The organism is Sphingomonas faeni (assembly GCF_040407505.1).
Taxonomy (GTDB): Bacteria; Pseudomonadota; Alphaproteobacteria; order Sphingomonadales; family Sphingomonadaceae; genus Sphingomonas; species Sphingomonas faeni_E.
Genome location: NZ_JAPZPQ010000001.1, coordinates 1,183,770 through 1,210,387, shown reverse-complemented (window position 1 = coordinate 1,210,387; position 26,618 = coordinate 1,183,770). Strand labels below are relative to the sequence as shown.

Genomic DNA, 26,618 nt, shown 5'->3' with positions numbered 1-26,618 from the left:
CGGCGTACGGTGGGCGCCGAAGCGCTGAACGTCGCCGCCGTCCCTGACTGCCCTCGGTACTACTGCAAAATGCGTTCGGCGCATTTATGGACGAAGGCGGCGCTTGCCTGTGGATGCGCGACCGGGAGCATATGACCTCCGTCGGTCATCTCCAGCGTCGCGCCTGAAATTTCCGCTACTGCCTGCTCGCCATCGATCGAGGGGGCAATCACTTGGTCGTCACGGCCATACAGCAGCGCGACCAGAATCGTCAGTTCAGGATAGCGGCTGACAATTGCGGCAAGGTCGACGTCTGCGCTAGCCAGTTCGACCAGCGCAGCATTGACCGAAACCGGGCGATCGCCAAGCCCGCCGCCGCCCCACGTGGCGAAATCGGTTGGGACCGCATCGGGCGCGAAGATTTTGCCCCAGCGCAGGTCATACGCCGCACGGCTGATCGGCGTGCCAAGCAGATTGGCGAAGAACGCCCGCCCGCCGGAATTGCCTTCGATTGCGTTTGCCACCGATGCGGGCATCGTCTTGGGGGGCTGCGTCATCGGCGCCAGCAGCGCGAGGCCGGCGACCGAGCCGGGATGGTGCGTGGCCACGCCGAGGGCGACCGCACCGCCCAGCGAATGACCGACGAGCAGCGGCGGGCGGTCGAGCGCGAGCCTGTCGATGAGGCTTGCGATGATCGCCGACTGGCCCAGGATACCGGGCTGTTCGCGGGTCGGCACCGAATAGCCCGAGCCGGGCCGGTCAACCAAGATGACACGGTACTTGTCGGCGAGCGCATCGGCGACGCCGTAGGAGAAGTTTCGGAGCTGCGCGCCCAGCCCGTGGATCAGGACGATCGGCGGTCCCGCACCGCGATCGACATAGTGGATCCGTGCACCCGCGACGGTGATGAAACGACCGTCCGCGGGCACGTCCTGCTCGATCCGCCTGGTCGCCACGCGAGTGTAGACCGCGGCTGCTGCCAGCGTCGCAGCGATGATCCCAGCCGAGCGAAGTGCGATCGAGCGTTTCGGGGTGTCATCGGAAACCGATCTGGACGCGAAGAAACGGCGCATGTCGGCGAGCAGCAATTCGGGTTGCTCCAGCGCGGCGAAGTGGCCGCCCGCAGGCATCTCGGTCCACTGGACGATGTCGTAGGTCTTCAGCGCCTGCGAGCGCGGCGGCGGCGGGAAGACCGGGTCGGGGAAGACCGCGACACCGGTCGGTACGGTAATCCGCGTTCCCGCAGGAAAAGTGCCCGAACCCTCCAACACGCGGCCACGGTATATCCAGGTCGATGTCACGAACGATCCCTCGACCAGATACAGCATGATGTTGGTGAGGAGCAGGTCCTCGTCGAACGCCTGCCAAAGGTCGGGGCGGCCGTGCGCGTCGCGCGGCACGTCGGCCCATGCGCCGAACTTCTCCAGGATCCACGCCGCAACGCCGACCGGGCTATCGGACATCGCCACGCCGAGCGTCTGTGGGCGCGTGCCCTGCTCTTGCGAATAGCCGGTTTCTTCCTTGGCGAGCTTGGCGCGCTTCGCGGCCCAGGCGACCTCGTCGGGCTTTTTCGGCACCGCGTCTTTGGCCTGGAGCAGCACCATGTTCAGATGGAGTCCGGCGATCGGATCGGGATGCGCGTGCGCCATCCAGCCACCGATCGCAGAACCCCAGTCGCCACCCTGCACGAGATAGCGTTGCGTGCCGAACAGCTCGACCATCAGGCCGTGCATGAGTTCTGCGGTCTGCTTCGGTCCGATCGGAGACACGGGGCGGCCCGAAAACGCGTAGCCGGGGAGCGAGGGAACAACGACGTCGTGACCATCGGCGACGAGCGGCGCGATCAGCGCCTCGAATTCGAGGAACGACCCCGGCCAGCCGTGTAGCAGGAGCAGCGGGGGACGTGAGCCATCGCCGCGCGCATGAATGAAATGGAGGCTCTGCCCCTGCACGTCGGCCGTAAACTGCGGCAGCATATTGAGCCGCCGCTCCTGCGCGCGCCAGTCGTAGTCCGCCAGCCAATAGTCGACGAGCCGCTTGAGATCGGCGAGGCCGACGCCTGACTGCCAGCCCCCCGCGTCCGGCATACGGCTCCAGTCGAACGCCTCGACCTTGGCGCGAATGGCGGCGAGCCGGTCGTCGGGTACCGCTATGAAGAAGGGTTCTGCCATGTGTCGATCCTACCGATGGGGGTAAATCTTGCTTCCCCGATTGAAAGCCTCACGTCGAACGCGCGAAGGTCGCCGAAAGGGGCTTCGAAGCGAGATGAACGAACGGCTGCTTTTGGGAAGCGGGTACGGCGGTTTGAACGTCTGGAAGGGGGCAGCAATCTGGACGGTTGTCCAAACCAACAAGTTTTGATCACCTTAAACCTCCTGTAAAACGCGCACCATGACACTCTTGTCACAAAGGGGCTTTGGGAGAGGCTATCGGTTATACCGGGGGGGCATAATGGAGGACATACGCGGCTCAGGATACAGTCTAGAGCTCAGCTCGATGCAAGAGACGAAGTCCGCCGACTGCAGGCGTTATTGGAGACGTTGCCGGTCCAATGCCGTAAAATGTCCATAGCGCGCCGCGTCTACGGCAAAACATTGGCTGAGATAGCGGAAGAAATGGGTCTGTCCGTTTCCGCTATCGAGAAGCATTTTAGCGAAGGATCGGTGAGCCCAGCGCCGAACAGCGCGATGCGATCTATCGCTGGGTCGAGGAAAGCCCCCAACACGCAGTCGCCTTTGCCGCGGCCGAGGCGGCGTGGGAACAGGCGGAGCGGCTGAAAGCCGTCTATCCGCCGGCACCGGAGCAAGCGGTGGCGTCGGCCGACGACTGAGCGTCAGTCCTTCTGGTCCGCATAGGCCTCGATCAGGCCGTGGAGGAAGCGGCGCCCCTCCAGGACGGAGCGGATGCGTATCCGCTCGTTAAGGCCGTGCGCGCCGTTTCCGTCCGGATCGCGAAACAGCCCGGTCACGCCGTAAGTGGGGATGCCCGCGGCGTTCAGCGTCACCGCATCGGTTGCGCCTGTCGCCATGTTGGGTACGACCGGCACCCCCGGCCAGATTTTCTGCGACATGGCCTGCAGGGGAGCCATCATCCGGGGCGTCAACGGGGCAGGGGCCGAGGGCGAATAGGACGTCCGCCCCGGCGTGACGGTGACGTCCGGATCGTCGACCACCTTGATCAACGTCGCGAGGATGTCCGCAGGCGCGACGCCGGGGATCACGCGGCAGTTCACCATCGCACTGGCATTTTGCGGCAGGGCATTGGCGGCATGACCTGCCGTCATCGTCGTCGCAACGCAGGTGGTGCGCAGCATTGAATGCCAGATTGGAGACCTGTTGAGGATCGCGTTCGCCTGCACATCGTCGGGATGCGCGACGATGGTCGCCATCGCCGCGCCGTTTTCGCCGCCGACGATCTTCGCCATCTTGGTAAAATAGCCTCGATTGGCCTCAATGAACTGAACCGGGAACTCGTAGCGGCTGAGTTTGTCGAGAGCGCGCGCGAGGCTGTAGATCGCGTTGTCCGGGCGCGGTACCGACGAGTGCCCGCCGGCGTTGATGGTCGCGAAGGTGAAACCCATCACGACCTTCTGCGCGGCCTGGATATTCTGGTTGGTGCGATTGCCCTGCGCGTCGGTTTCGCCATAGCCGCCTTCGTTGAGCGCGAATGCTGCGTCGATCGGGTCGCGCTGGTTGTCGACCAGCCAGCGTGCGCCGTTGAGGAACCCACCCTCCTCGCCGCAGGTCAGCGCCATCTTGATCGTGCGCAGGGGTTTGTACTTCGCCGCGTGATAGCGCAGCAGGCTGTCGACATAGATCGCGTCCTGCGCCTTCATGTCCGCGGTGCCGCGCGCGTAGAAATAGCCGCCTTCCTCGATCAGCGTGTAGGGATCGCGCGTCCAGTCGGCGCGGCGTGCATTCACGACGTCGATATGCCCGAGCAGCAGCACCGCCTTCAGTGTCGGATCGCGCCCGGGATAGACCGCGACCAGCGCACCGGCCTTGGGACTGCCCTCGGGTACGAACAGATGGAGATTGGCCTCGGGGTAGCCCGCTGCCTTCATGCGAGCGGCGATCTTCTCGGTCAGCGCGGTACAACTGCCGCTCTCTACGCTAGTGTCGGTCTCGACCATTTCCTTGAAGATGACGCGGTACTGCGCCTCTCCGGGGTCGGGCGCCGCGTGGGCGGGGGCGGTACTCGCCAGTGCGGCGGCGGCACTGGCGACGGCGGCAAGCGTGCGGATCATGCGGGTCATCATCGGGTCCTCGTCTACCGTCAGCTGGAAGGTTTGCCGGCCATCGCAATCAACTGTTCGACCGTATAGGCGCGTCCGTTGGCGATCACCGTCTTAACGTTGAAGGTGTTGGCGATATTCTCGCGCGGATCGCCCGCCAGCAGCGTGATGTCGGCGAGTTTGCCGACCTCAAGCGTGCCCGCGTCCAGGTTCAATTCCTCGGCCGAGGTCTTGGTCGCGGCTTGCAGCGCCTGGAACGGGGTTAGGCCCGCCTCGACATAGGACGCGATCTCGGCGTGCAGGTTGATCGCGATCGTGGTGTCGGTGCCGGCGGTAATCTTCGTGCCGGCGTCGTACATCGCCTTGAGCGCGTCGAGGCTTCCCTGCACCAGCGGTCGCACCAGCGCGGCCATCCCCTGCGTATCGCTGAGCACCGATTTCTGCGCCCATTGCGGGTATAGCGCCAGCCGTGGATCGGTGCGGTAGGCCTGATTCTTGTCGAGGTAACGGATCAGCGCACCGAAATTGGTCGGCGTCAGGTAGCGCTGGCTCTGACCGAACAGCTGCACGACATCCTCGTACGCCCGGCCCTGCGGCCCTTGCTTGGGTGAATAGCCGCGGCGGCTGGTGGCGCCGAGATGCTCGGTCGCGTCGACCCCCGTGTACGCGGCGGGAAAAATCTCGTGACCCGTCACGGGAACGCCCATCGCGTGTGCGGCCTCGACGATGCGGCGCTGATACAGGTCCGGCATGCGGACATAGCTCTTCACCAGATCGTATTTAAGCAGGCGGCCGCGTTCGAGTTCGCGTTCGAGATGCGCGGGACCGGCGACCGCGACGCCCATCTTGTAATAGACGCGCTGCCATTCGAGCAGCGGGCCGTTGGTGTAGATACGCGGGCCGATACGGATGCCGGCGTCGTTCGCCTCGCGGTCCTCGATGCCGGCGATCCGGGCTGGCCGAGCGAGGATTGCAGCCGCGTGACGTTGCCGGTCGCGACGTCGGCGATGCAGACGCCAGCGACGCCCCACATGCCGTCGACGTCGATAAAGGCGATCGACTTGCCATCGGGCGACCAAGCGGCGTCGAGCGGCTGCGTGTCGAGATGTGTGAACTGGCGTTCGGTGCTGGTCTTTAGATCACGGATATAGAGCTGCGGCAGGCCGCCGTTACTGTCCGAGGTGTAGACGAGGTTGCTCCCGTCGGGCGACCAAGCGACATCGGCTTCGAGCGAAGCATCTTTCGTCAGGTTCCCGGGTTTGCCGCCCCTTACGGACTGGAGACAAACGTCGCCGAGCGCGACATAGGCGATCCGGGCACCGTCGGGCGAGACGGCGGGTTTGACGATGCCGAGCGCACGGCGGGGCGCCAGTGAGTCATAGTGATGTTTGGCGCGGACATAATCTGGGCGCGGAGCAGTTCATCGAGTTCCTGGTGAGCTTCGGCTATCTGTCGAAGAAGGACCTCGCATATACCGGCACCCCCGGTTGGGGCTTCCTGGTCGAGCCCGGCGCGGGCATCAGTCCGGGCCCGGGCAAACCATCGATCCCGTACAAGCTCACCGACGTGTTCGACAGCGGCATCGGTCGGCTGCTGCACAGCGTGTCCGACTGGGAACAGCAGCGTACGATGTTCCAGCCGGTTCAGGGCATGGAGCAGATCCCGAAAGCGATCGCGCGTCACCTGCCCGACGGCATGATCCGCTTTTCGACCGAGGTGCAGCGCATCCGGCAGAGTGGCGAGGGGGCCACCATCGACGTCGTCACCGACGGGCAGCGCGCGACCACGACCGTCGACTGATGTATCTGTACCGAAATCAACTACCGGCTCGGCTTCGAAGTGGTCCGATTCACACTGTGCGTGGCAACGGTGGTCAAACAGCGTTGCCACGCACAGTCGAGCGCGGATGCCGGGGTCCCAAGCCGATATACCGACGAGCATTTGTCTAGCTACGCCCCATACAGGATGGGCATGTTGTGCCCCGCGCGTTGCCGCGCCGAACTTGAGAAGCGGTTAGGTCCGCGCTGGCGGCGCCTTGCGTGCGCACAGGGTTATCGATGGAAAGCGGCCGACCCGCTCTGTTCGGCATTGTACATAGCCCTCTGCCGCAAGCCGCTGCGCCGCCCAGTTCTGAAATATCCACGATCCACCCAACGCGACCGGCACAGCGATCATTGCCACCACAGCGATCACGTTGCCGATTCGCGTCACGGCGTCGTCGTTGCGGAACACCGCCAGCGTTCCCCATATCGTCAACGCCACGAGGATTGGCATCAACGTCAACATGCCGACGTCGCCCCCCGAAATCCGCACTTCCGCCGCACCCGACCGCCACGCGGCGAATGATGCCCTTATCGAACTTACCAGCAACCATCCGCACAGCACCGATAACGTCAATCCGATGCCCGTCAGCATCAATGCCGCGCGACGCCGCTCGTGCGTCATCGCAGGGTCGGATTGCGCGGAAGGAGTTTCCAGAACATGTCGCGGATTTGTCGCTTGGCTTCGGCAACTGCAGCATCGCGGATCAGATCGATCATGTTTCCGACGGCATGGAACGCGGTACTCTTTCCGCGCGCCGCCAGTACCTGCCTCTGCCGCTCCAATTCGGCTATGCCGTCATCGAGTTGCTTTTGCAGGCGCTCGGTAAAGCGATATTTCGTATCGAGCGCGTCAAGGGCCCAGCCGACGCCCAGCCCAACCACGACGGCGATCACCAGCGGCCCTGCCGCGACCGTCATGCCTAGCGCGACCGCCGCCGACGCCGCGGCATAGCCCACACCGCTGGCGACCAGTGCCTTGCCGACATCCCCAGCGATACCACCCAGCAACTGCCCCAGCGTGGCATCGTCACGAATGACATAGTCGACGATGTTCCATGCGGACAGCAGTACGACCGAAACGATCGTTCCGCCTTTGACGGATTTCGCCACGCCCGCCTTGCCGATCCCCAGGCCCACGACCTTGGCGTGGAGAGCGCCGTATCTGGATCCGGTCAGCACGCGACGAAGACCCGGATATCCCTTGAACACGACGTGCAACTTGCCGTTGTAGCTCTTGAAGTAACACCGACCGCGGATGCCGGTTTCCCGCACCAGCTTGCGGATCAGCATCGCGTCGTCGGCGACGGAAAAATAATTGGCGACCGTGTGCCAGTTGTCCGAGTACCCCTTCCAATGCTTGTCAGCCGTAGCTTGAGTCATTTTACCGGTCGCGACCGCTTCTGCGAACCACATCCGAACAAGCATTTCACGATCGGCGATGACGATTTGATCAGTCTGCCCGGTCATTGCCGCTCCTCGTCCTGCTTAGCCCTGCCTTCCACGATCGTGAACCGACGCGGTTGCTTGCCGCCGATCGTGAAGCTTTCACCATGCCACGTCACCGGCGGCGCGGCCGCCACAAGTCGATCGAGGCAACTTTCGACAGGAATCGAATCGGTCAGGCGACGCTTTGCGACCGAAAAGAGCCGGACCCAGGATTCCCGCCCATTGGCGCAACGCTCCCCACCGTTCCTGCTGCCATAGCTGTCGAGTACCGCGACAACGTCGCCGCCTTCGCCGATCCGTTGGACATCGTGGTAAAGGACAGGATCGGCGCGATCCACGGCAATCGGGAACCGAATCTCCGTCTTCGTTCCGCCGTCGCCATAGGTGTAGATTCCAGTGGTACCGATCACCTTGATCGCGTCCGAAGCCAGGATCGTCACGGTCGCCGCCCCGGAATTCTCCGCTACGCCATCAGCCGGACCGCAGCCGACAAGGGTCGAACAGATGGCCGCCAAGACCAACTTCGTAGTGGCTCGCATGATGAGAAGGTAGACCGCGTCATTGCCATAAGGAAGCGTAAACTGCCGATCTGCCGTGCGGCGCAGCCCATCCGCTGGAGCGGCCCTTAAGTGATGCCCGCGCGCCCAAAGCGGCCCCACCGATCACCTTCCCCATTACGACATTCGCGAGCGGATAGCCGGGCTTGAAAATCGGTTGTTCGCAAAGATGAACCAATATCCGAAGTTGGGAAGCGCGTGAAGAGGCGTGGGCGTGTGCTTGTGGGCGTCGAGAGGGGGCACTTTTCCACTACCGCGGATGAGGACGTCATTTCTCAGGCATCGTCTAGTTTTGGCGCCGCTAACGAGACGGCCCATCCATTTCTTAGGAGGTTCCGAAGGGCGTTGCGTGTTTCTGGATGCGTGGTCGATCGTCCGCTGGCCCAAGCTATAGCCAAAGCTCCCAGAAAGACGTCTTGGCCTGAAAAGTTAGGTCGGGCAAAACCCTCGGTCTGCGCATCCCGTAAAAACCGATCGGTGGTTTCGATCAGGTCTGCGCAGGTCGGCCTCAGCGGGGAGGTCGTAGTGGACCAGGCGTCACGCAACGGCTCTGATAGGCCGTCATAAGCGAGCATCCAGTGGCCCAGGGCGTCGATCCATCGCTGAAGCTTATGACCGCTATGACCGTCCTCCTGGTCTATCGCGGCCTTTTCCTGCATCAATTTGTCATGATGCGGGGCCAGCAAGGCAACGAGAAGGGCATCCTTGTTGGGGAAGTTGCGGTAGAGTGTCGCAGATCCAACGCCTGCCTGTCTCGCGATCGCATCCATTGATACATCGATGCCTTCGGTGTCGAACGCCTGACCCGCAACGACCAGAATATGCGCGCGATTTTCCTGAGCGTCCTTGCGAGGCGTGCGAGCGGTCGATGATGGCGCCACGAAATTCTTTCTTGATAAACGGGGATGCTCCCCATATCTGACCTGTAAGCGGGGAGTATCCCCATTAATCGACTTCGGTGTCTGGGAACAGGCATCATTCGTCGTGGGGAGCAACGCGACATCACTACGTCCAAACAGATGCTGATCGGCATGGTCTTCGGGAACGGCTACGGCTCTCAGGCGGGGGCGTGGCGCATGCCGGGCGTCGATCCCACTGGCTTCACCAACTTCGATACTCTGGTGCGCTACGCGCAGCTCGCCGAGCGCGGCAAGTTCCAGTTCCTGTTCATGCCCGACTTTCCGGCGCTGAGAGCCGACATCGCCACCGACGCACAGCAATTGAACATCGAACCGATGATGACGCTCGCAGCGGTCGCGCGCGGGACGGAACGGATCGGTCTGGTGGCCACAGGGTCGTCGACGTTCAGCGAGCCGTTCAACCTGGCGCGACAGTTCAAGGCGCTGGATCTGATGAGTCACGGCCGCGCAGGCTGGAACGCCGTGCCGACGAGCGATCCGATGGTCGCCGCCAATTTCGGTCGCGCCTTGCCGCCGCGCTCTGAGAAGTACGAACGGCTGCACGAGTTCGTCCAGATCGTTCAAGGCCTGTGGGGGAGTTGGCAGCAAGGCGCCTGGCTGCACGATCAGGCGTCGGGACGTTTCGCCGATCCAGCCAAGATCAAGCCGGTCAATCTACGTGGCCGCCACCTTGCGACCAGCGGACCGCTGCCGCTGCCCCCGTCCGAACAAGGGCAGCCAGTGATCTTCCAGGCCGGTGGAGGCGATCAAGGGCTGGAGGTTGCGGGACGGTATGCAAGTGGCGTGATCGGGGCCGTCTTCACGATGGAAGACGCCCGAGCGCAGCGGATGGCGCTACGCGATGCGGCCGAACGCGCCGGTCGCGATCCGGACGAGATCAAGTTTTTCGCTGGCCTTATGACGACGATCGCGCCGAACCGGCGTGCGGCGCTCGACCGCCGGATCGCGATGTCGGGTTTCAGCTTCGAGCCACGTGTCGGCTATCTCGGTCAGATGCTCGGATTGGCGCTCGATTCGGCGCAGCTCGGCGAGCCGCTGACGAAAGCGCAGCTCGCCGCCGCGCGTCCGTCGCGACAAGACCCGCGCTCGACGTACGCGCTCAAGGTAGCAAGCGAAGGCTGGTCGTTGCGCGACGTACTGGCGCACGGCGTCATCGACTATCACCCGATGATCGTCGGGCCGGTGGTGGAAGCGGCCGATCATATGCAGACCTGGTTCGAAGCGGGGGCGGCAGACGGTTTCTGGCTGTGTCCCGACGTCTATGAGGACGGTCTGCCCCCGCTCGTCGAGGAGCTGGTGCCGATCCTGCAGGAGCGCGGCCTGTTCCACCGGGACTATCAGGGCGCGACGCTGCGCGATCATCTTGGCGTGCCCGCGCAATATGGCCGGGATCCCCGCCTCCAGTAGCTGTCGGCCTCAAAAACTCCGGCTCCGTTCCATCAAAATCAACGAGGTACCCCGTGACCAATACCCTAAGCGCTTCCGACAACGGCACATCGCCGGACGGCACGCTGCCCTTCCAGGAGACGGCACGCACGCGCCGCTCCTATCGCGGGTTTCTCGACAAGGTCGTTCCCGACGACGTTCTCGACGCAGTTCTGCAAGACGCGCAGTATGCCCCGTCGAACTGCAACACGCAGCCTTGGGACGTGCATATCGTCCGTGGTGCGAAACTGGCCGAGCTTTCGCGGATACTGCATGAGAAGAACGATGCGGCGGACTTTTCGCCCGATTTCTCGTTCGACATGGGTGCGTTCTACGGCTGCTACGACGAGCGCAAGAACGCGCAGGGCAAGGCCTATTACGAGGCGATGAACGTCATGCGCGAGGACAAGGAGGGGCGGCGTCGTGCGGCCGCGCTCAACCTTTCGTTCTTTGGCGCACCGCAGGTCGCGCTGCTGTTCATGCCGTCCTTTGGTGACAACGTGCGAACAGCCGGCGACATCGGCATGTATGGCCAGACATTCCTGCTGTCGCTGGCGGCCAGAGGATTGGGCGGTATCCCACAGACGTCACTAGGTTTTTACGCAGGTACGATCCGTGAGGTTCTCGGCATCCCCGCGGAGATGAAGATGCTGTTCGGCATATCGTTCGGCTATCCCGACGAAACGGCGCCGGGAAATCGGATGCGGATGGACCGCGTACCAGTCGCCGACAGCGTGCATTTCCACGGTTAATCGACCTCGAACGCCAAGACGTCGCTGTCGCGCAGGCGAAGCTCAAATAATATTTGGAAGGTATCACCATGAAGATCGGCATTATCGGCGCGGGAAACATTGGCGCCACGCTTGCGCGGAAGTTCGCCGCGGCGGGACACACGGTGAAGCTTGCCGGGTCAAAAGGACCTGAAGCCGTTCGCGATAAGGCAGCGGAAGTCGGCGCTGTCCCGGTCGCTGCGAAGGACGCGGTCAAGGATGTCGCTGTGATCATCCTTTCGATCCCGTTTGCGAAGATACCAGATGTCGCCGGTGTTTTTATCGATGTGCCCGCCGACACGGTCGTGATCGACACGTCCAACTATTATCCGATGCGCGACGGCAACATCGCGGACGTCGACAACGGCAAGCCAGAGAGCGTCTGGGTCAGCGAGCACCTCGGCCGGCCGGTGGTAAAGGCGTTCAACGCAGTTCTTGCCGAGACGCTGGCGAATGGCGGTACGCCGACCGGAACGGCTCGTCGGATCGCCATTCCCGTTGCGGCCGATGATGCGCATGCGATGGCTGTCGCGCGCGGTCTTGTGGACGAGACCGGCTTCGATGCGCTGGATGCCGGCGACCTTGCGCACTCTTGGCACCAGCAGCCGGGAACGCCAGCCTATTGCACCGAGCTGACTTTGCCCGAGCTTCAGGTCGCAGTGTCTGCTGCGGACAAGGCAAGGGCGCCGGTCGATCGCGACGTTTTGATCAAGCAGTTTATGGAGACGAAGACTCCGCTCAGCCACGATCAGATCGTAGCCCGTAACCGTGAGGTCACTGCGGCTCAGGGATGATGTGGGAGAGGGGGGCGGTGCAGCCCCCCTTCGAACTGGCAGGTTCGCAGGCTGATGCCCACAGCGCCTCGGACACCTTCGACAACGATATAGCCGGCCGGACGAGAGCGATCGCAATCTTGGTCGAATACATATCATCGGCAGCCAGCACGACCTTGCCCGATCCGAGCGCCGACTGGGCCAGCGAGAGCGGCACCCAGGCAACACCGCGCCCGTCGATCGCCATCGATAGCAGCGCGGCCGCAAGCCTCGATTGCAGCACCATTTCGAGGCGGGGGGCAAGGCTACGGGCCTCCCAATCCGCCTTCAGGATTCCGCCCAGGCCGGATTCCGAACTGTAGGCCAGGTACGGCACCTCGGGGGAGTCCAGTGTCCATCGTGGCGCGCCGGTATCGTCAGGCTGGCACAACGGCACGAGCAGATCCTCGCCCACTTCGACGCGCAGGAAATCCTGCGTGTCGAGCGACGTCGGCAGGAGCGGATGATGATGCGAGAGCAGGAAGGAGGCTTCCCCGCGCTGCATGATCCGCTCGCACGCCTGCATGCTGTCGGACTTCAAGTTGATCGGCTCGTGCGGCGCGTGCTCGACGATCCAATGCGGGAAGAACGTGAACGACAGCGCGTGCGTTGCCGCGACCGTGAGGACCGACGCCGCCTGATCCACGACTTCCAGCGCTGCGGCACGTGCGCGATACAGGTCGCGTACCGATACCTGGATATAGCCTTGGAACATCTCGCCGGCAGGGCTGAGCGTGGTGCCCGCCGTCGTACGCGTGAACAGGGCAGCGCCGACCCATTGCTCCAGCGCTCGGATTCTCCGGCCGAAAGCGGGCTGCGTGATGTTGCGACGTTGCGCCGCGCGCGAGAAATTGCGTTCCTCGGCGAGCGCAAGGAAGTCTTCCAGCCAATCCAGTTGCACGGCTCGTCCTCACTTGCGGTCCAAACATCAGAACGCACAATGCATTTATGCCGATCGAGCATAACCGGCAACCACATCGGCATTTGATCGCGACGGCCACAGCGTCGAGAACGCTCGCAGAAAAAAAGAAAAGTCGTTTTAGCGAGAGAGCCGGAGAGAAGCCATGGCGCGACGCCTTCTAGGCCAGTTATACATCCAGGTACTGATCGGCATCGCTATCGGTGCACTCATCGGGGTTATGTTCCCCGACATAGCCGTCTCGCTTCAGCCGCTTGCCGATGCCTTCATCAAGCTCATCAAGATGCTGCTAGCGCCGATCATCTTCGGCACCGTAGTGCTCGGCATCGCGAAGATGGGCAACGTGAAGGAGGTCGGGCGCATCGGCGTGCGCGCGCTGATCTATTTCGAGATCGTATCGACGCTCGCGCTGGTGATCGGCCTGGTGGTCGTCAACGTGATGAAGCCGGGCGTGGGGATGAACATCGACGTCTCGACGCTCGACGCCAGCGGCATCGCGAAATATCAGCCGACGGCCGGCGAGCAGCACGGCGTCGTTGATTTCTTCCTGAACATCATTCCCAAAACGATGGCTGATGCCTTCGCACAGGGCGCGATGCTGCAGATCATCCTGATCGCCGTGCTCATGGGCTATGCGCTGGTCTCGATCGGCAAGCGCGGCGAGCCGCTGATGGCGGTGATCGAGTCTCTGTTGCAGACGCTGTTCCGGATCGTCGGGATGGTCATGAAGCTGGCGCCGATCGGCGCGGGGGCGGGCGTCGCCTACACCATCGGCAAGCATGGCCTCGGCTCGCTCTGGGGACTCGGCCACCTGATGCTCGCGGTGTATCTCACTTCGATCATCTTCGTCGTGTTCGTGATCGGCAGCGTCGCGCGCTGGGCCGGTTTTCCGCTCCTGCAATTCTTCCGCTACTTTAAGGACGAGCTACTCGTCACTTTTGCTACCTGCTCGACGGAAGCGGTGTTGCCGCGGATGATGACGAAGCTGGAGCGCCTCGGCGTTGCCAAGCCGGTGGTCGGACTGGTCTTGCCGACCGGCTACACCTTTAACGCCGACGGCACGTGCATCTACCTGACGATGGCGGCGATCTTCATCGCTCAGGCGACGAATACGCCGCTGACGCTGTGGCACCAGATCGTCATCCTCGGCGTGCTGCTGCTGACCTCGAAGGGGTCGGCGGGCGTTGCGGGCGGTGGCTTCGTCACGCTGGCGGCCACGCTGTCCACCTTCCCCGACATCCCGGCAGCGGGGCTCGTCCTGCTCCTCGGCGTCGACCGTTTCATGAACGAAGCGCGCGCCGTCACCAATCTCATCGGCAACGGCGTCGCCACGATCGCGATCGCGAAATGGGAGGGCGCGCTCGATGCCGAGACGGTGCGGACCGTGATCGCGGAGCAGAAGGGCGAGGTGCCACGCAGCATCACCCTTCATCCCGCCGGCCCCACCGAGACCCATTCCTGACCACCCACAATCATCGATCCAAAAGGAGCAATCATGCGTATTATCGACGTCTGCGAGATCACCCAGCCGATCTCGTCCCCCATCCGCAACGCCTATATCGACTTCAGCAAGATGACCGCGAGCCTGGTCGCGGTCGTCACCGACGTCGTTCGCGACGGCAAGCGCGTCGTCGGCTACGGGTTCAATTCCAACGGTCGCTATGGCCAGGGCGGACTGATCCGCGAGCGGTTCCGTGACCGGATCCTCGAAGCGGCACCGGAAAGCCTGCTCGACGATGCGCGCGACAATCTGGACCCCCACAAGATCTGGGCGGTGATGATGACCAACGAGAAGCCCGGCGGCCACGGCGAGCGCTCGGTCGCGGTCGGGACGCTCGACATGGCGATCTGGGATGCGGTCGCGAAGATCGAGGGCAAGCCGTTGTTCCGCATGCTCGCCGAGCGCCACGACCGTGAGGCCGATCCGCGCGTGTTCGTGTACGCGGCGGGCGGCTATTACTACCCTGGCAAGGACAACAGCGCACTGTGCGCCGAGATGCGCGGCTATCTGGATCGCGGCTACAACATCGTGAAAATGAAGATTGGTGGCGCTTCGATCGAGGAGGATCGTGGCCGCATCGAAGCCGTGCTGAACGAGATCGGTTCTGAAGCGCAGCTGGCGGTCGACGCCAATGGCCGCTTCGATCTCGAGACGGGCATCGCCTACGCCAAGATGCTGCGTGAATACCCGCTGTTCTGGTACGAGGAGATCGGCGATCCGCTCGACTACTCGCTGCAGGCGGCGATCTCGCAATATTATCCGGGCCCGATGGCGACGGGTGAAAACCTGTTCTCGCACCAGGACGCGCGTAACCTGCTGCGCCATGGCGGTATGCGCCCGGATCGCGACTGGCTGCAGTTCGACTGTGCACTGTCCTACGGGCTGGTCGAGTATCTGCGCACGCTCGACGTGTTGAAGCAGTTCGGCTGGTCGCCGTCGCGGTGCATTCCGCACGGCGGTCACCAGATGTCGCTCAACATCGCGGCCGGCCTGGGGCTTGGCGGCAATGAGAGCTATCCGGACCTGTTCCAGCCTTATGGTGGATTCCCGGATGGCGTGAAGGTCATCGACGGCCACATCACCATGCCCGAACTTCCCGGCATCGGCTTCGAGGGTAAGTCCGACCTCATCAAGGTGATGCGCGAACTCGCGGAATGACACGGATCGGCAGGGTGGCACGATGCCACCCTGCCGATCCCTCCAGCAGACATAGGACCGGCTTGGCATCGACCAGTCGGCGGAGAGGTACGGCATGAACCGGCTATCGCTACTGCAGGGCTGCGGCCTTGCGATCGTAGGCCTGAGCGCCACGCACCACGCTTCCGCACAGGAGCGGCCTCCGTCTCAGGTCGAGGCGCAGAACACGCAGGTGCCGGCGACACCGGTCGCGACCCCATACCCTGACGCGGCTGCCGGCGACGGCAACACGCAGCAGGGCTACAATCCGCTGCGCTGGGCCGAGGATTGGCGCAGCATGCGCGATCCCGCCAAGCGCAACGACATTTTCGACAGCCTGAAGTACATCCCCATAGGATCGAACGACGTGTACCTGACCCTGTCGGGCGAACTGCGCGCGCGCGTGAACTACTTCTCTAACCCGCAAGGCCGCAAGTCCGAGCATCAACGCCAGGACAGCTACCGCATCTTCCTCGGCGCCGACCTCCATCTGGGCGAACATTTCCGCGCATACGGCGAACTCGCGCGCGGGCCTATGGATGGCAAGAACATTGGCTCGCCCTCGGGCACGTTGTCGAACAAGCTGCTCGTTCAGCAAGCGTTCGTCGATGGCACGTGGCAAGTCGGCCAGACCGACGTCGGCGCCCGCATCGGCCGGCAGGTGTTCATCGACGGCTCGAACCTGCTGCTGGCGAACCGCGACAACAACACGGTGCAGACAAGCCTGACCGGCGTGCGGGCTTGGGCGCGCGGATCGACGCTGCGAGCAGACGTGTTCGATCTCTACTACACGACCTATGGCAACGGCGGCATCGGCGACGATCCGATCGACTGGGGCCGCCGGTTCAGCGGCGTCACGGCCGGCATCGTCCTTCCGAAGCATCTGTTCGGTGGCTCGAAGCTGTATCTCGACCCGTTCGTCTGGCGACTGCGCAACCGGGAGGCGACATGGGGAACCGAAACGGCCCGCGAAGAGCGAACCTATGTCGGCGCTCATCTCTGGGGCGATGCCGGCCCCGTCACGATCGACTGGACGGCCAACCATCAGGGCGGCAGCTATGGCGGCCGGGATCTCGATGCGTGGCAGGTTCTGCTGGCCGGGACGTACCGCCTTGGCAAAGCCAACACCGCGCCGCGCCTCGGTCTCCACTTCGACTATGCGACGGGGGGAGGCGCCGATGGGCAGGGCAAGCTGAAGACCGCCTTCGCGCCCTACGGCAACAACATCTACTACAGCTATCAGGGCTATCTGACCCCGACCAACCTCATCGCCATCGCGCCCAGCCTGACCGTCTCGCCTGCCAAGACGGTCCGCGTGACCGGCGAGTACCAGTTCACCTGGCGCGAGACGACGAGCGATGCGGTCTATCGATCGAACGGCACGCCTTTCGCCGGTACGGCCGGCACCGGTGGTCGCCGGACCGTCGACGTCGCCCGGCTACAAGCGATCTGGACTGTCAGTCCTCGCCTGTCGCTGACCGGACGGTTGGAACACGCTTTCGCCAAAGGTGGGCTGGAGACTGCGGGTTACCGGGACTCGTCTTACGCGGCTCTATGGGCTAGTTTTCGATTTTGAGAGGCCTCGGGACGCGCGTCTCAAACCGCTTCAAAGCACATTAACGAACGGCCGAAGTTGGGGGCCGGAAAGGGCGTCCCGGCAAGCTTTTTAACTGCCATCGCGTACTGCCCATCAGCCGCCGCCTTGATCGCCATCCAGCCCGCATGATCTTCCGGCAAGGGCATCGTGTAAGACGCGTTGAGCGGCTTGTCATCCTCGCCCACCAGACGTGCAAGACTAGTCCGGGCTTCAGGACTTATGGAAGAAGGATATGGGACCAGGCGTGCCGGCACTGCTACACCATGCTTTTGATCACTCATGTTACCGTAACCCGTTACACCTCTGAACCTTGCGTTCGCGACGCGAACGACCTGGATATGAGAAAATATCCTAGCACCGTTCGCTTTAATTTGCCCAAACGAATGGCGATCGGGATCGAGCCTAAGAAAAACGGGACATCGCGTGCTGATCGGGGGGTGCTCGTCGCTTCCCTCGTTCTGCAGTTGTTTGCACTCGCCACATCTCTCATCGTTCAGGTCGTCATCGACAAGCTGCTTGTGCAAAAAGGGCCGAACACCCTCAACGCGCTTGCGGTCGCTCTCATGGCGTGGTGCAAAGACCCAGGCGTTCCATCGGCGGTGCTGCGCGAGGCCAGTCTCTCCGTAGAACCTGGCGAGTTGCTGCTCCTACCCGACGCCGCCGAATAAAGCTTTTTACCGTTCTATTCCCCGGCGCATCAGTCAACCCTTACCAGCTGTTATCGTCATCGGCGTTTCCGTGAGCGGGCGGTCCGCACTCCTTCCTCATCACGACATTGATGCTGGAAAATCGCACCTGGATAGAGATCAGTGCGGAGAGGAATGAGCGTCTGAAGTTGGGAAGCGGGGGAAGGGTGCGCGAATGTGCGGGTGTGAGTGCATTCGGCTATCTGTCCTCTGAAGCTACACCATCATCGAATTCGTCAGGGACGGTAACGCGAGCGCTCGCTGGCGGGTGCCCGGTATCGTCCGCTGGTTCGCAACCGAGTGGTTTATTCAATCATTTAGTTTTTCTGAAGGAGAGCGACGATGGTCACCACCCCGCAAGCCGAAGAACCTGGTTTTGAGTCCGACGTCAACGAACTACCGGACGACAACAACGGGCGGGAAGATACCCTTGAGGATAAACCAATCGCTGACGAACAAGAGCCAAGCGATTTAGAGGACGCGCAGAAAGAATGAGTCGAGGAAAGACAAGGGGGCGGCCCATACTGCCGATGTGGGTCCGGAGCTTAACCTGCTCCGGACCAATAACGGGCTCAGATTGCAAACGTGCCTCTGCGCTAAAGCGCTAAATCTGCAGTGGTCAGCAGGATCGGTGGCTCGCCACCCAGGCGTTTCACAAACTCACGTTGGGCGATGCCGTGAATGTCGCTTTCGAACTCGATGAAGACCTCGGCCGCAGTTTCCGGATCAATTCCTTCCAGCTCGGGGTTCAGCATCTCGGCCAACGCTTCGCTAGTGATCAGAAATTCGACGGGGCCAAAGTCGGTCGTGCCGGTGAAGCCGATGCTATCACGCTCCGCCACCCAATATCCGTCACCGCGCTCGAACCGAACGCTGGATTTCGCCATAGTAATTACTCCTCTACGGTTGGAGTGGGCGGCAGGTGCTCGGCGAGCGCTGCGATGGCTTCGCCAGTGAACGTCGTACTGGAAACCCCTTCGATCTGAACGGCATGATCCGTGGTCAAGGTTGCCGCTTCTTTATGTTCAGGATCCAGCCTTACCCAATCCCGCACGGCTCGCTCGAGGTTCGTCACCTCGGCGATATCGGTTTTACCGCGGGGCACGTTTTCCAGCGACGCACTCATCCGCCAATTGATGTCAGGGGTCTTGGCGCTTTCGCCCCATGTCGCTTCTGTCATTGTCAGTCACCTTACAGGGGTTCAACGGCTAGAATAGCACAGGCGATCGGGCATGTTCTACGTCCGCCCGGGCCATGCCCAGGCGGCGCGTTGCGGCGGTGCCAACCAGTTTGCTTTGCGGCTGTCCGCTCAGCGAGGACACTATCATGGGCCTGCTTTCCAAAGACATCGTGACGTTCGAAGACCTGTTGCTGCACCAGTTGCAGGACGTATATTACGCAGAAAACCGGATCACCAAGGTCTCGCCGAAGATGGTCGACAAGGCGACGGCGTCAGCCCTGAAGCAGGGTTTCGAAACACATCTGCCTGAGACGGAAGGGCAGATCGCGCGCCTCGAGAGCATCTTCGACCTGCTCGGTGAGAAGGCGAAGGCGGTGACCTGCCCGGCGATCGACGGCATCATCAAGGAAGCAACGAAGTCGCCGGTGAGGTCGAGGACAAGGCGGTGCTTGATGCCGCGCTGATCGCGTTGGCACAGGCCGTCGAGCATTACGAGATCACCCGGTACGGGACGCTGATCGCCTGGGCGAACCAGCTCGGCCGCGCCGATATCGCGGCGATCCTGAAAGAGACGCTCGACGAGAAATATGCGACCGACGACAAGCTGACGGCGATGGCAACGTCGAGCTTGAACGCCAAGGCGAAAGCGGTCACCGCATAAGCGTTTCGGTGTCGGGGGGCCTTATCCCCCGATCATTTTCCGGCTTCCATGAAAGGCACGGTCGATGGCCGATGATGTCGCATTCACGCTTCCCGAAGCCTTGCGGGCGCAAAAGCACAAGCGCGATGCGCTGGGCCTGGGTGAGGAACGGTTTCCAGTCCCCGACTTTATCAACATGGTCAGCGACGAGATCGAGCAGCTGCGCGACGCTGGGAAGACCGATGGCGAAATCGCCGCGCTCGTCGAAGAATCGAGCGGTCACGCGCTCACCGAAGCGGATATCGCGCGCTACTACACGCCGGCCGAAGACCGGCACTCCCACGAGCATTGAAGCTTCCCCTACTAGGTCACTGCTCCCCTTGTCGGGGGCAGGGGGCACAGGTTTGCGGTCCTGGACGCGACCACCGACGCCCACGTCAAGCGTCCCACCGGTTCTGATACTATCTGCGATACGCTGGCGCGCGGCTTCCCCTTGCGCGGTAACGCCGCGCGCTCTGTCGCCGCGGTCCCGTGATAACTGCATTGTTGCGTTGACGCCTGTCTGTGCGAGAGCGAGTCGCGGATCGGCAAAATTCGTCTCGGACTCGTTCTTCAGGAACAGCGTGGCGAGCCGCTCCTGCCCGGAATAGCCCTACGGTAGGATCGGTCGTTCGAGCTAGCGGACCGCGTGCTGCAATTGCTACGCGGCGACGATACACCCTCGGTATTTAGCCGCCTCGTGATGGTGATGGGAGACAGTCCCGCGGCATAGTCTTCGAAAATCCGCACCACGACCGCCGCCTCGGCGGGCACGATCTGCTGCAAGCCGCGGATGCGTTCGCCATTACCGTGGTGCTCGATGCGTTTTTCGTAGCCGTAGGCAGACCCACCGGGATTCTTCCCCATCGCGTGACCTCGCACGAGCGCATCGCGCGTCTTGTCGCTGGTAGCGCTCAACTGCTCTGCGTTGATGCTACCGATTATGCCGATGTGCAGCAGCGTGACTACGCCTTCCTGCGCGTCGCCGGGATGATGCCGCGAAACCTGAGACGATCGAACAATATCGCGATATCGGCCTGACTGCGCGACACTTCGCGTCGGCATAGACAATGTCAACGCCGCCTGCCGCAACGGCTGCTGGCAGTGCTTTCATACCGGGGCGGTGCATCGTAGCGGCCGAATCCGCCGCGTCTGTGAAGCGGAGCACCTCCTTAACCCTGGCGCATGACGTCGCGCCGGCACATCATCAGCTAGGTCTCGATCGACTGCACGTCCTGTTTGTCCGTCGAATACCGCGCATATATCGCACACCGCTTCATCTTTCCTTCATTCGTGCTTCCTGGATCCGGAACGAAGGTCGTCAAGATGGCAGCCTACCTTTATTGGTAGCGACCTGATGTTTCTAGATAAGCAAACTTGCGTTCGTTGATGGAAAAATCAAACTTCTCCATTGTAAGTAGATAAATCAAATCGCGTTCGTCCCAACAATAGTATCTTGCGATGATAGTAGGTAGCCAATTTATTGCGGCCGTTGTCGGCAATTGCCAGCCAAGCCATCGCCTCTGCCACGCGAGTACCTGGTTCAAGGGGGATGCGAGCCAGCTCGATGTCGAACGGCGCGAAATAGGCGGGTTCGCCTTGCCATTCGGTGAGGCGTTCGCGGGCCTGTTCGATCGACCAGTCGTGGAGGTGGATACCGAGATCAACGAGTGCGCGGGCGACGCGGAACAGGAGCCAGTGAATGTGGCCGAGTGCGTCGTGGGGATCGGTGTAGGCGCCGGCCCGTTCGGCGACCTGCTCGGCGTAAATGCCCCAGCCTTCGACGAACGCTGCAGCGTATTCGATGCGGAGGGGGTGAGGCGGGGTGGCACCCTCCAGGCTGAGCTGGATCATGTGGCCGGGGAGCAGTTCGTGCGCCACGACGCTCGGGAGCGTCCAGCGTGGACGGCGGCGGATGTCCTTGAGATCGACGACATAGGCGCCGGCGCGGATCGGAGTCGGGACCTCTCGATAGCCGCCGCGGCCGGCGGCGATCTCTTGCGCGGATAACGCGCGGGCGCTGGCGTTCAGGCACCATGGAGGGAGCGCGTCGAACGCCGTCGGGATTTTTGCTCGCGCGGTGGCGAGCATGCGGTTCATGTCGCCAATTGCCTCGGCGCGACCAGCGTCGGTGTCAGGATACAGAAAGCGCTCGTCCTGCCAGAGCTTGGCATAGCGTGCTGCGACCGTCCCCCTGGATGCGCCGATCTGGTCGAACAGGTGCTGGGCGCGGGCGTGGAGGCGGTTCAATTCCACGAGAAGCCGGCGTTCGGCATAGGCCGGCGTCATGGTGCCGAGCGAGCGTTGCAGTTGGAGAGCGTACCAGTCCGCGCCGCCCCTGAAGCGTCCGACTCCGGGAGCGGACGGGGCGGTGTCGCGGAGACTTTCGAGCGCGGCGATCTGTCGTTCGATCGCGGGATTTGGGAGCGCCGTCCGCAGAGCGTCGACCGTGCGATCGAGAGACAGGCGGGGAAGGACGATGTCGGTTTCGGCGTCGGCGAGGATCGCGGTGGTGTCTGCGTCGATCCTGGCTTGATCCGGACGTGCTGCCTTCCACGCGCCGGTCGTAGGGGTGACGCGGTAGGGGCTGCGTCCGGTGCGGCCGAACGTGGACCGGGCGATAGCGGCGTCGATCGCCAGACCGGCGCGCGCGGTCGTCAGATCGAGGCGGTCACCGGGTTGCAAGGCGTGTGGGTCGAAGGGGGCGAGCAGGCGGAGTGCTTCGTCTGGATCGGTCGCTGCGGCTGCGTCGAGGGCTTGGCGAAGGAGCGGGACGGATTGGGCGCGGCCGTTTGAGCGGACGAAGGCTGTTGAAGCCAGTCCGGCGAGTATGCTCCTGCGGGTTGGAGTCATCCTATGCCCCTCCGAGCGTCTTGAGCGAACGGTGAACCCTGGGAAGCGTGTGCTTCGACTTCGCTCAGCACGAACGGGGTGGGGTCGGTCTTACCCTGGCTCTGGGCAGAGCAGGCGTTGCATGATTCGGGAACCGTCATCGGGCGCGCATCATCGTTGCAGCGAGACGCGGTTGTTGGCTTGGGTGATCTCGGGCTCGTCTCCGATAAGCGCGACGCGGACGGTCAGCGTCGCGGGATCGAGCCGCGCCGGGACCGCAAGCTTTACAGTTGCGGTTTTGGGCTTGAGATCGAGCGGGGCGGCTAGCGGGGGGATGCGCGTGGCGGCGACGCCCTTGCCCGTCGCGTCGATCAGTTCCGCACGGCCGCCCGTTGCGTCCTTCGCGCCGAGGCTGTGGACGGTGACCGTTACGCTCCGACCCTTTACGATCACGTCGTCCGTGCCGATGCCGAGGTCAGCGCGCTCGTCTACCGGGGTACCCGGCTCGACGAGCGCGAAGTCGATCACCGTCGTGCCCGGTGCGAACGCGACGTCGGTAGCAGCGCTGCGTTCGAGTGTCATGGTCTGCGCAGCCCGGATTGGCGCGAGCGTCTTGCCGCTGTCGGTGCTGCTCGACGCCTGCATCGACCAGCGACCGGCGGTGACGGTCCAGGTGGACATCGTCGCGCGCTGGGCGTGATCGGTGGTGTTGTAGGCGATCACCCGGAACTTCGTGGGCGTGGCGCCGGGCAGCAGGATCGCCACTCGCTCAGCCGCTCCCGGCTCGGCGAAGCGCCAGCTTACCGTGTTGCCGGGCCAGCTCTGGTTGCGGCGGAGTGCCACGCCGCCAAGCCGTTCGCGTTGCAGGATCTCACTCGGCTGGTCGACGCGGTCGCTCCACCAATGGCCCTCGGTGTACATGTCCATGTGCTGCGATTTGTCGGCGATCGCGTCGGCGTGAAGCGCTTCCAACGGCGTGGTGTCGCCGGTCGCGGTCCACGCGGTGTAGCGCGCGAACGGGTCTTCGGACTTGCTGGCCGCGAGTTTGGTCCGGGCTGCGGCGCCACCGGGGAGGGCATCGAAGGCGTTCTCGTTGAATTCGGCCAGCGCGCCGGGGCCGGCTTTCGCGAGCCGTGCTTCGATCGGGCGGAGGTAATTCGCGTCGCCAGTGTAGCGCCATGCGGCCCAGGTCGCTTGGAGCGACGTGGTGATCCCGCCGCCGTCGCCGGTGCGCTCGGCGTCGGTGCGCCAGTTGATCTCGTTAGGGTAGCTCCAGCTGCCGTCCGGATCCTGTTTTCCGTGCGCCATCCAGCCGTCGATCACGCCGGTGACGAGCCCGCGGGCGAGCGGGTTGGCGTTGTATAGGCCGACCAGCATCGGGCCATGCATGACGGTGAAGGCATACGGCTTCTGCCATTCCCACGCGCCCTCGCGGTACATTTTCCGCCCGCCATACCAGTTGCTGGCGAAGTGCATGTGGCCGGCGGGGTTCTTGAGAATTACGGTCTGGAGGGCGCGCGTGTTTTCCATCAGGCGCTCGACAGCCTTGGGCTCGCCCCAGTTGAGGTAGAGGCGCTCGGCGTTGCTGTTGAGGCCCTCCTCATACGCGTGGAGTTCGTCGGCGGTGATGTAGCCGAGGCCGTTGACGATCATGCCGTTCTTGTAGACCGCGTCGGAAAGCGCGCGGAGTGAGGCGTTGATCTTGTCGGGTTCGACTCCCATCAGCGCGAGGCCGGGCCATTGTTGCGTCAGGTCGGTGTCGTCGGAGATACCGCCGCCGAAATCACCATAGGGGACTTGGCGCTCGTCGATCCACCAGGTGACGAACTGGCGGACGCGCTTGAGGTCTTCGAGCTGGCGGAAGGCCCATAGGGGGACTTCGGCGGGGGCGATCGGTTGGGCGAAGGTCGGCAGGTTTTCGGGGCGATAGTTTATGTCGGCCCAATAGGCGCGGGCGCGCGCATTGTCGGGGTCGACGCGTAGCAGGTCGGAGATGTCGGCGAACAGGCGCTGGTAGAGGCCGGCGCGTTTCGACGCGGTATGCTCCTCGACGAGGAAGCCCCAATTGTCCTTCACCTGCGCCATGCGGTCGGCGATGTGCTCGGGCAGGGCGGCGGTGCGGGGTTTGAAGACGAGGCGAATCTTGGCGCCGTTGAGCGCGGTGGCGTCGAAGTCCGGTGCTGCGCTGGCGATCGTCAGGTACAGGCTGTCGTTGGGGAGGATGCGGTCGCGCAGGTCGAGCCAGAGCGTGCGCGCTTCGTTCGGGCGGACCGAGACGGAGAGGTCGAGCATGTCGCGGCCGGGCCAGATCGGGTCCTGCACGCGGATGTTGAGCGCGATCAGGCCGGCGGCGTTGGGCCTAGCCTTCAGCGCGGGGATGTCGATCGCGATGCCGTCGAGGCCGTCGTTGAGGTTCTGCCAGCCGTAGTCGAAGGCGCGAGCTAGCGGGCGGTCGGGAAGCGCGTCGCCAAAGCTCGCCGGGATCAGGATGTGGACGATCGGGGCGGCGTTTTCGCGGCGGACCGGGGCGCCGGATGCGCCGCCAGTGCCGGCGCCGACGGCCGCTTTGAGGCCGGCTGAGGGCATGGCGACGACGGTACTGCGTTCATCGGGCGCGAACCGGCCGGCAATGTAGGTATTGAGGGGCGCGAGGGCGGCGAGGTTGGGAGAGGCAGCTGCGTCGACGGTATAGGAGAGCTTGAAGTTACCGGCGGGTTCCGCGCCTGCGCCGATGTCATAGGCCCAGAGTTCCTGGATCGGTTGCTCCTGCATCGTGTTCGTGAAGCTGAGCGTGCCGCCGGTGCGGAGGGCGAACTGGTCGACGCTGCGGACTACGCCTTGCGCACGGGTGGCTATCTGGACGGGCTTGGTTCCGTCGCTCCAGTCTAGACGGCCGTACGCCGCGCCGCGGATCTCGACGCGGTTGACGCGTTCGCCCAGCGGGATGGTCAGGTCGTAGCGCTTGCCGCCTTCGACATAGGTGTTCCAGTCGGGCAGCTCGAAATAATCGTCGCGGCCGGGCAGGCGAGAGCGGTTGTAGACGCCGGGCCAGGTCGTCTCGGCGATGCCGTCGACGCCTTTCCACATCCATTGCTTCAGGTCCTTAGCGTCGGCGAACTCGACTTTTCGGACTCGGGTGACGGGGGCGTCGAGCACCGGTGGCGTGGACTTGTCCCAGCCGTAGCGGTGGAGCCATGCAGCGCGTCTGGCGGTCGGGTCGGTCGCGGAGGCGAGGGACGGTTCGCGTTTTTCCGCGAGCGATGCGACGTCGGTGGCGGGGAGAATGCGGTCGTAGACGCGGATCTCGTCGAGGTCCGATCCGCGCATGAAATTGTAGCGGCTTTGGACCTGGTGCGGCGACACGACGCGCCCGGCGAGGCCGAACTGGTCGAGGCCGCTGTCGAGATCGGCCTTCTGGTCCTTTCGCGCGACCAGCTTACCGTCGACGTAGAGTTGCACGCCAACGGTCTCGTCCCAGGCGAACGCGATGTGCGACCATGCGTCAGTGGCTGGCGCTCGCGGGATCGTCCACGAGACGCGGATGCGCGAGAGATTCGCGTCAGTGACGAAGGCGTCGAAGCCGTGGCCGTTCCAGTCGATCCGCAGGAACGCCATGTCCCAACTCGAATGATCTGCGAACCCGGTTCGGAAGATGACGAACGGGGCCTCGCCGACGGGTGTGCGGGCACGCCAGAAGAAAGCGAGCGTGCCGCGGTCGCCGCGGATGTTACCGGGGGCCTTCCACGCGACGTAACCGTCGTCCGCCCAACGTGCGGCACCGCCGATCGCGCCATCCGGGGTGATGTCGACGCCGCTGCGGAAGTTGGGGACAGGGTCGCCGGCTGCGTAGTCGGCGGTGAGGCTCTTGTCGGCGGAGGCGCGGAAGAGAAGCCCGGTCGCGTCCTGCGCAACGGCAGGTGTGACTTGCGCGACCATGAGGGCCAGGACTGACGTCATCGTCGAACGCTTCACGTCTCTCTCCTAACGGCCAATCGACATTGAGCGATTTGGCCAGGTGTTCGTCGTCCAAAGTTTGTTTCCCCGCGAAGGCGGGGACCCAGTCTGGGCTCCCGCCTTCGCGG

The 26,618-nt window shown here is 63.4% G+C and carries 26 protein-coding genes and 2 pseudogenes; 14 read left to right on the top strand and 14 right to left on the bottom strand.

Annotation, left to right across the window (positions count from 1 at the left end; genetic code table 11):
- Positions 1–59: 59 nt before the first annotated feature.
- Positions 60–2,150: an epoxide hydrolase family protein gene (locus tag O6X71_RS05470; RefSeq protein WP_353464827.1), complete on the bottom strand. Its 2,091-nt coding sequence runs from the start codon at positions 2,148–2,150 to the stop codon at positions 60–62.
- A 264-nt stretch (positions 2,151–2,414) separates the two neighbouring features.
- Between O6X71_RS05470 and O6X71_RS05465 the strand changes: the two are divergent.
- Positions 2,415–2,621, top strand: a pseudogene (locus O6X71_RS05465) (sigma factor-like helix-turn-helix DNA-binding protein); the annotation flags it as partial.
- 17 nt (positions 2,622–2,638) lie between these two features.
- Positions 2,639–2,809 carry a DUF4880 domain-containing protein gene (locus O6X71_RS05460; protein ID WP_353465076.1) on the top strand — a complete coding sequence of 57 codons (171 nt, stop codon included), beginning with the start codon at positions 2,639–2,641 and terminating at the stop codon, positions 2,807–2,809.
- Positions 2,810–2,812: 3 nt separating this feature from the next.
- Here O6X71_RS05460 and O6X71_RS05455 read toward each other — a convergent pair whose 3' ends face one another.
- The gene (locus tag O6X71_RS05455; RefSeq protein WP_353464826.1) at positions 2,813–4,234 is read right to left on the bottom strand and encodes a M20/M25/M40 family metallo-hydrolase; all 1,422 of its coding nucleotides are present in this window, start codon (positions 4,232–4,234) and stop codon (positions 2,813–2,815) included.
- Positions 4,235–4,254: 20 nt separating this feature from the next.
- On the bottom strand, positions 4,255–5,244 hold the full coding sequence (locus O6X71_RS05450; RefSeq protein ID WP_353464825.1) for an amidohydrolase family protein: 990 nt from the start codon (positions 5,242–5,244) through the stop codon (positions 4,255–4,257).
- A 340-nt stretch (positions 5,245–5,584) separates the two neighbouring features.
- On the opposite strand from O6X71_RS05450, the gene O6X71_RS05445 reads away from it, so the two are divergent.
- Positions 5,585–6,013, top strand: a complete 429-nt coding sequence (locus tag O6X71_RS05445; protein WP_353464823.1) for an FAD-dependent oxidoreductase — start codon at positions 5,585–5,587, stop codon at positions 6,011–6,013.
- A gap of 213 nt (positions 6,014–6,226) precedes the next feature.
- On the opposite strand, the gene O6X71_RS05440 is transcribed toward O6X71_RS05445, so the two are convergent.
- The 4 genes from O6X71_RS05440 to O6X71_RS05425 all read right to left on the bottom strand — a co-directional run bounded on the left by O6X71_RS05440 (position 6,227) and on the right by O6X71_RS05425 (position 8,920).
- A complete protein-coding gene (locus O6X71_RS05440) occupies positions 6,227–6,628 on the bottom strand; it encodes a hypothetical protein (RefSeq protein ID WP_353464822.1) in 402 nt (133 codons plus the stop codon).
- 26 nt (positions 6,629–6,654) lie between these two features.
- Positions 6,655–7,503: a hypothetical protein gene (locus O6X71_RS05435; protein WP_353464821.1), complete on the bottom strand. Its 849-nt coding sequence runs from the start codon at positions 7,501–7,503 to the stop codon at positions 6,655–6,657.
- Positions 7,500–7,922 carry a hypothetical protein gene (locus O6X71_RS05430; protein ID WP_353464820.1) on the bottom strand — a complete coding sequence of 141 codons (423 nt, stop codon included), beginning with the start codon at positions 7,920–7,922 and terminating at the stop codon, positions 7,500–7,502. Before O6X71_RS05430 ends, O6X71_RS05435 begins: the two co-directional genes overlap by 4 nt.
- A 392-nt stretch (positions 7,923–8,314) precedes the next feature.
- Entirely contained in the window at positions 8,315–8,920 is a 606-nt protein-coding gene (locus O6X71_RS05425; RefSeq protein WP_353464819.1) for a TetR/AcrR family transcriptional regulator, read from the bottom strand.
- Positions 8,921–9,058: 138 nt separating this feature from the next.
- Between O6X71_RS05425 and O6X71_RS05420 the strand changes: the two genes are divergently transcribed.
- The 3 genes from O6X71_RS05420 (at position 9,059) to O6X71_RS05410 (ending at position 11,948) form a co-directional block, all read left to right on the top strand.
- Positions 9,059–10,366 (top strand): NtaA/DmoA family FMN-dependent monooxygenase, encoded by a 1,308-nt coding sequence (locus tag O6X71_RS05420; protein ID WP_353464818.1) that lies wholly within the window; start codon positions 9,059–9,061, stop codon positions 10,364–10,366.
- Positions 10,367–10,419: 53 nt separating this feature from the next.
- Complete coding sequence (locus tag O6X71_RS05415) at positions 10,420–11,136, top strand: nitroreductase (protein WP_353464817.1); 717 nt, start codon at positions 10,420–10,422, stop codon at positions 11,134–11,136.
- Between the two features lie 68 nt (positions 11,137–11,204).
- Positions 11,205–11,948, top strand: a complete 744-nt coding sequence (locus O6X71_RS05410; RefSeq protein ID WP_353464816.1) for an NADPH-dependent F420 reductase — start codon at positions 11,205–11,207, stop codon at positions 11,946–11,948.
- On the opposite strand, the gene O6X71_RS05405 is transcribed toward O6X71_RS05410, so the two are convergent.
- A complete protein-coding gene (locus tag O6X71_RS05405) occupies positions 11,929–12,867 on the bottom strand; it encodes a LysR family transcriptional regulator (protein ID WP_353464815.1) in 939 nt (312 codons plus the stop codon). The two genes, O6X71_RS05410 and O6X71_RS05405, sit on opposite strands and share 20 nt — an antisense overlap.
- Before the next feature lie 163 nt (positions 12,868–13,030).
- On the opposite strand from O6X71_RS05405, the gene dctA reads away from it, so the two are divergent.
- From dctA to O6X71_RS05390, 3 genes are all read left to right on the top strand, one after another.
- Positions 13,031–14,347, top strand: coding sequence for a C4-dicarboxylate transporter DctA (gene dctA, locus O6X71_RS05400; protein ID WP_353464814.1), 1,317 nt, complete (start codon positions 13,031–13,033; stop codon positions 14,345–14,347).
- 33 nt (positions 14,348–14,380) lie between these two features.
- Positions 14,381–15,544 (top strand): mandelate racemase/muconate lactonizing enzyme family protein, encoded by a 1,164-nt coding sequence (locus O6X71_RS05395; protein WP_353464813.1) that lies wholly within the window; start codon positions 14,381–14,383, stop codon positions 15,542–15,544.
- 94 nt (positions 15,545–15,638) lie between these two features.
- On the top strand, positions 15,639–17,138 hold the full coding sequence (locus O6X71_RS05390) for an alginate export family protein (RefSeq protein ID WP_353464812.1): 1,500 nt from the start codon (positions 15,639–15,641) through the stop codon (positions 17,136–17,138).
- Positions 17,139–17,158: 20 nt separating this feature from the next.
- On the opposite strand, the gene O6X71_RS05385 is transcribed toward O6X71_RS05390, so the two are convergent.
- Positions 17,159–17,440, bottom strand: coding sequence for a hypothetical protein (locus O6X71_RS05385; RefSeq protein ID WP_353464811.1), 282 nt, complete (start codon positions 17,438–17,440; stop codon positions 17,159–17,161).
- Positions 17,441–17,542: 102 nt separating this feature from the next.
- On the opposite strand from O6X71_RS05385, the gene O6X71_RS05380 reads away from it, so the two are divergent.
- Together O6X71_RS05380 and O6X71_RS05375 are read left to right on the top strand one after the other, a co-directional pair.
- Positions 17,543–17,827, top strand: a complete 285-nt coding sequence (locus tag O6X71_RS05380) for a hypothetical protein (protein WP_353464810.1) — start codon at positions 17,543–17,545, stop codon at positions 17,825–17,827.
- 360 nt (positions 17,828–18,187) lie between these two features.
- On the top strand, positions 18,188–18,340 hold the full coding sequence (locus tag O6X71_RS05375; protein WP_353464809.1) for a hypothetical protein: 153 nt from the start codon (positions 18,188–18,190) through the stop codon (positions 18,338–18,340).
- 101 nt (positions 18,341–18,441) lie between these two features.
- On the opposite strand, the gene O6X71_RS05370 is transcribed toward O6X71_RS05375, so the two are convergent.
- Both O6X71_RS05370 and O6X71_RS05365 read right to left on the bottom strand, forming a co-directional pair.
- Positions 18,442–18,732, bottom strand: coding sequence for a hypothetical protein (locus O6X71_RS05370; RefSeq protein WP_353464808.1), 291 nt, complete (start codon positions 18,730–18,732; stop codon positions 18,442–18,444).
- A gap of 5 nt (positions 18,733–18,737) precedes the next feature.
- The gene (locus tag O6X71_RS05365) at positions 18,738–19,025 is read right to left on the bottom strand and encodes a hypothetical protein (RefSeq protein WP_353464807.1); all 288 of its coding nucleotides are present in this window, start codon (positions 19,023–19,025) and stop codon (positions 18,738–18,740) included.
- 74 nt (positions 19,026–19,099) lie between these two features.
- Between O6X71_RS05365 and O6X71_RS05360 the strand changes: the two are divergent.
- Positions 19,100–19,686, top strand: a pseudogene (locus O6X71_RS05360) (ferritin-like domain-containing protein).
- A gap of 64 nt (positions 19,687–19,750) precedes the next feature.
- Positions 19,751–20,017 (top strand): hypothetical protein, encoded by a 267-nt coding sequence (locus O6X71_RS05355; protein ID WP_353464806.1) that lies wholly within the window; start codon positions 19,751–19,753, stop codon positions 20,015–20,017.
- Between the two features lie 260 nt (positions 20,018–20,277).
- On the opposite strand, the gene O6X71_RS05350 is transcribed toward O6X71_RS05355, so the two are convergent.
- Together O6X71_RS05350 and O6X71_RS05345 are read right to left on the bottom strand one after the other, a co-directional pair.
- A complete protein-coding gene (locus O6X71_RS05350) occupies positions 20,278–20,769 on the bottom strand; it encodes a recombinase family protein (protein WP_353465075.1) in 492 nt (163 codons plus the stop codon).
- A gap of 333 nt (positions 20,770–21,102) precedes the next feature.
- Positions 21,103–22,104 carry a DUF885 family protein gene (locus O6X71_RS05345; RefSeq protein ID WP_353465074.1) on the bottom strand — a complete coding sequence of 334 codons (1,002 nt, stop codon included), beginning with the start codon at positions 22,102–22,104 and terminating at the stop codon, positions 21,103–21,105.
- Between O6X71_RS05345 and O6X71_RS05340 the strand changes: the two genes are divergently transcribed.
- On the top strand, positions 22,015–22,500 hold the full coding sequence (locus O6X71_RS05340) for a hypothetical protein (protein WP_353465085.1): 486 nt from the start codon (positions 22,015–22,017) through the stop codon (positions 22,498–22,500). The two genes, O6X71_RS05345 and O6X71_RS05340, sit on opposite strands and share 90 nt — an antisense overlap.
- A 207-nt stretch (positions 22,501–22,707) precedes the next feature.
- Here the strand turns inward: O6X71_RS05340 and O6X71_RS05335 are convergent, their stop codons facing one another.
- Complete coding sequence (locus tag O6X71_RS05335; protein ID WP_353465073.1) at positions 22,708–26,493, bottom strand: LamG-like jellyroll fold domain-containing protein; 3,786 nt, start codon at positions 26,491–26,493, stop codon at positions 22,708–22,710.
- Between the last annotated feature and the right edge of the window lie 125 nt (positions 26,494–26,618).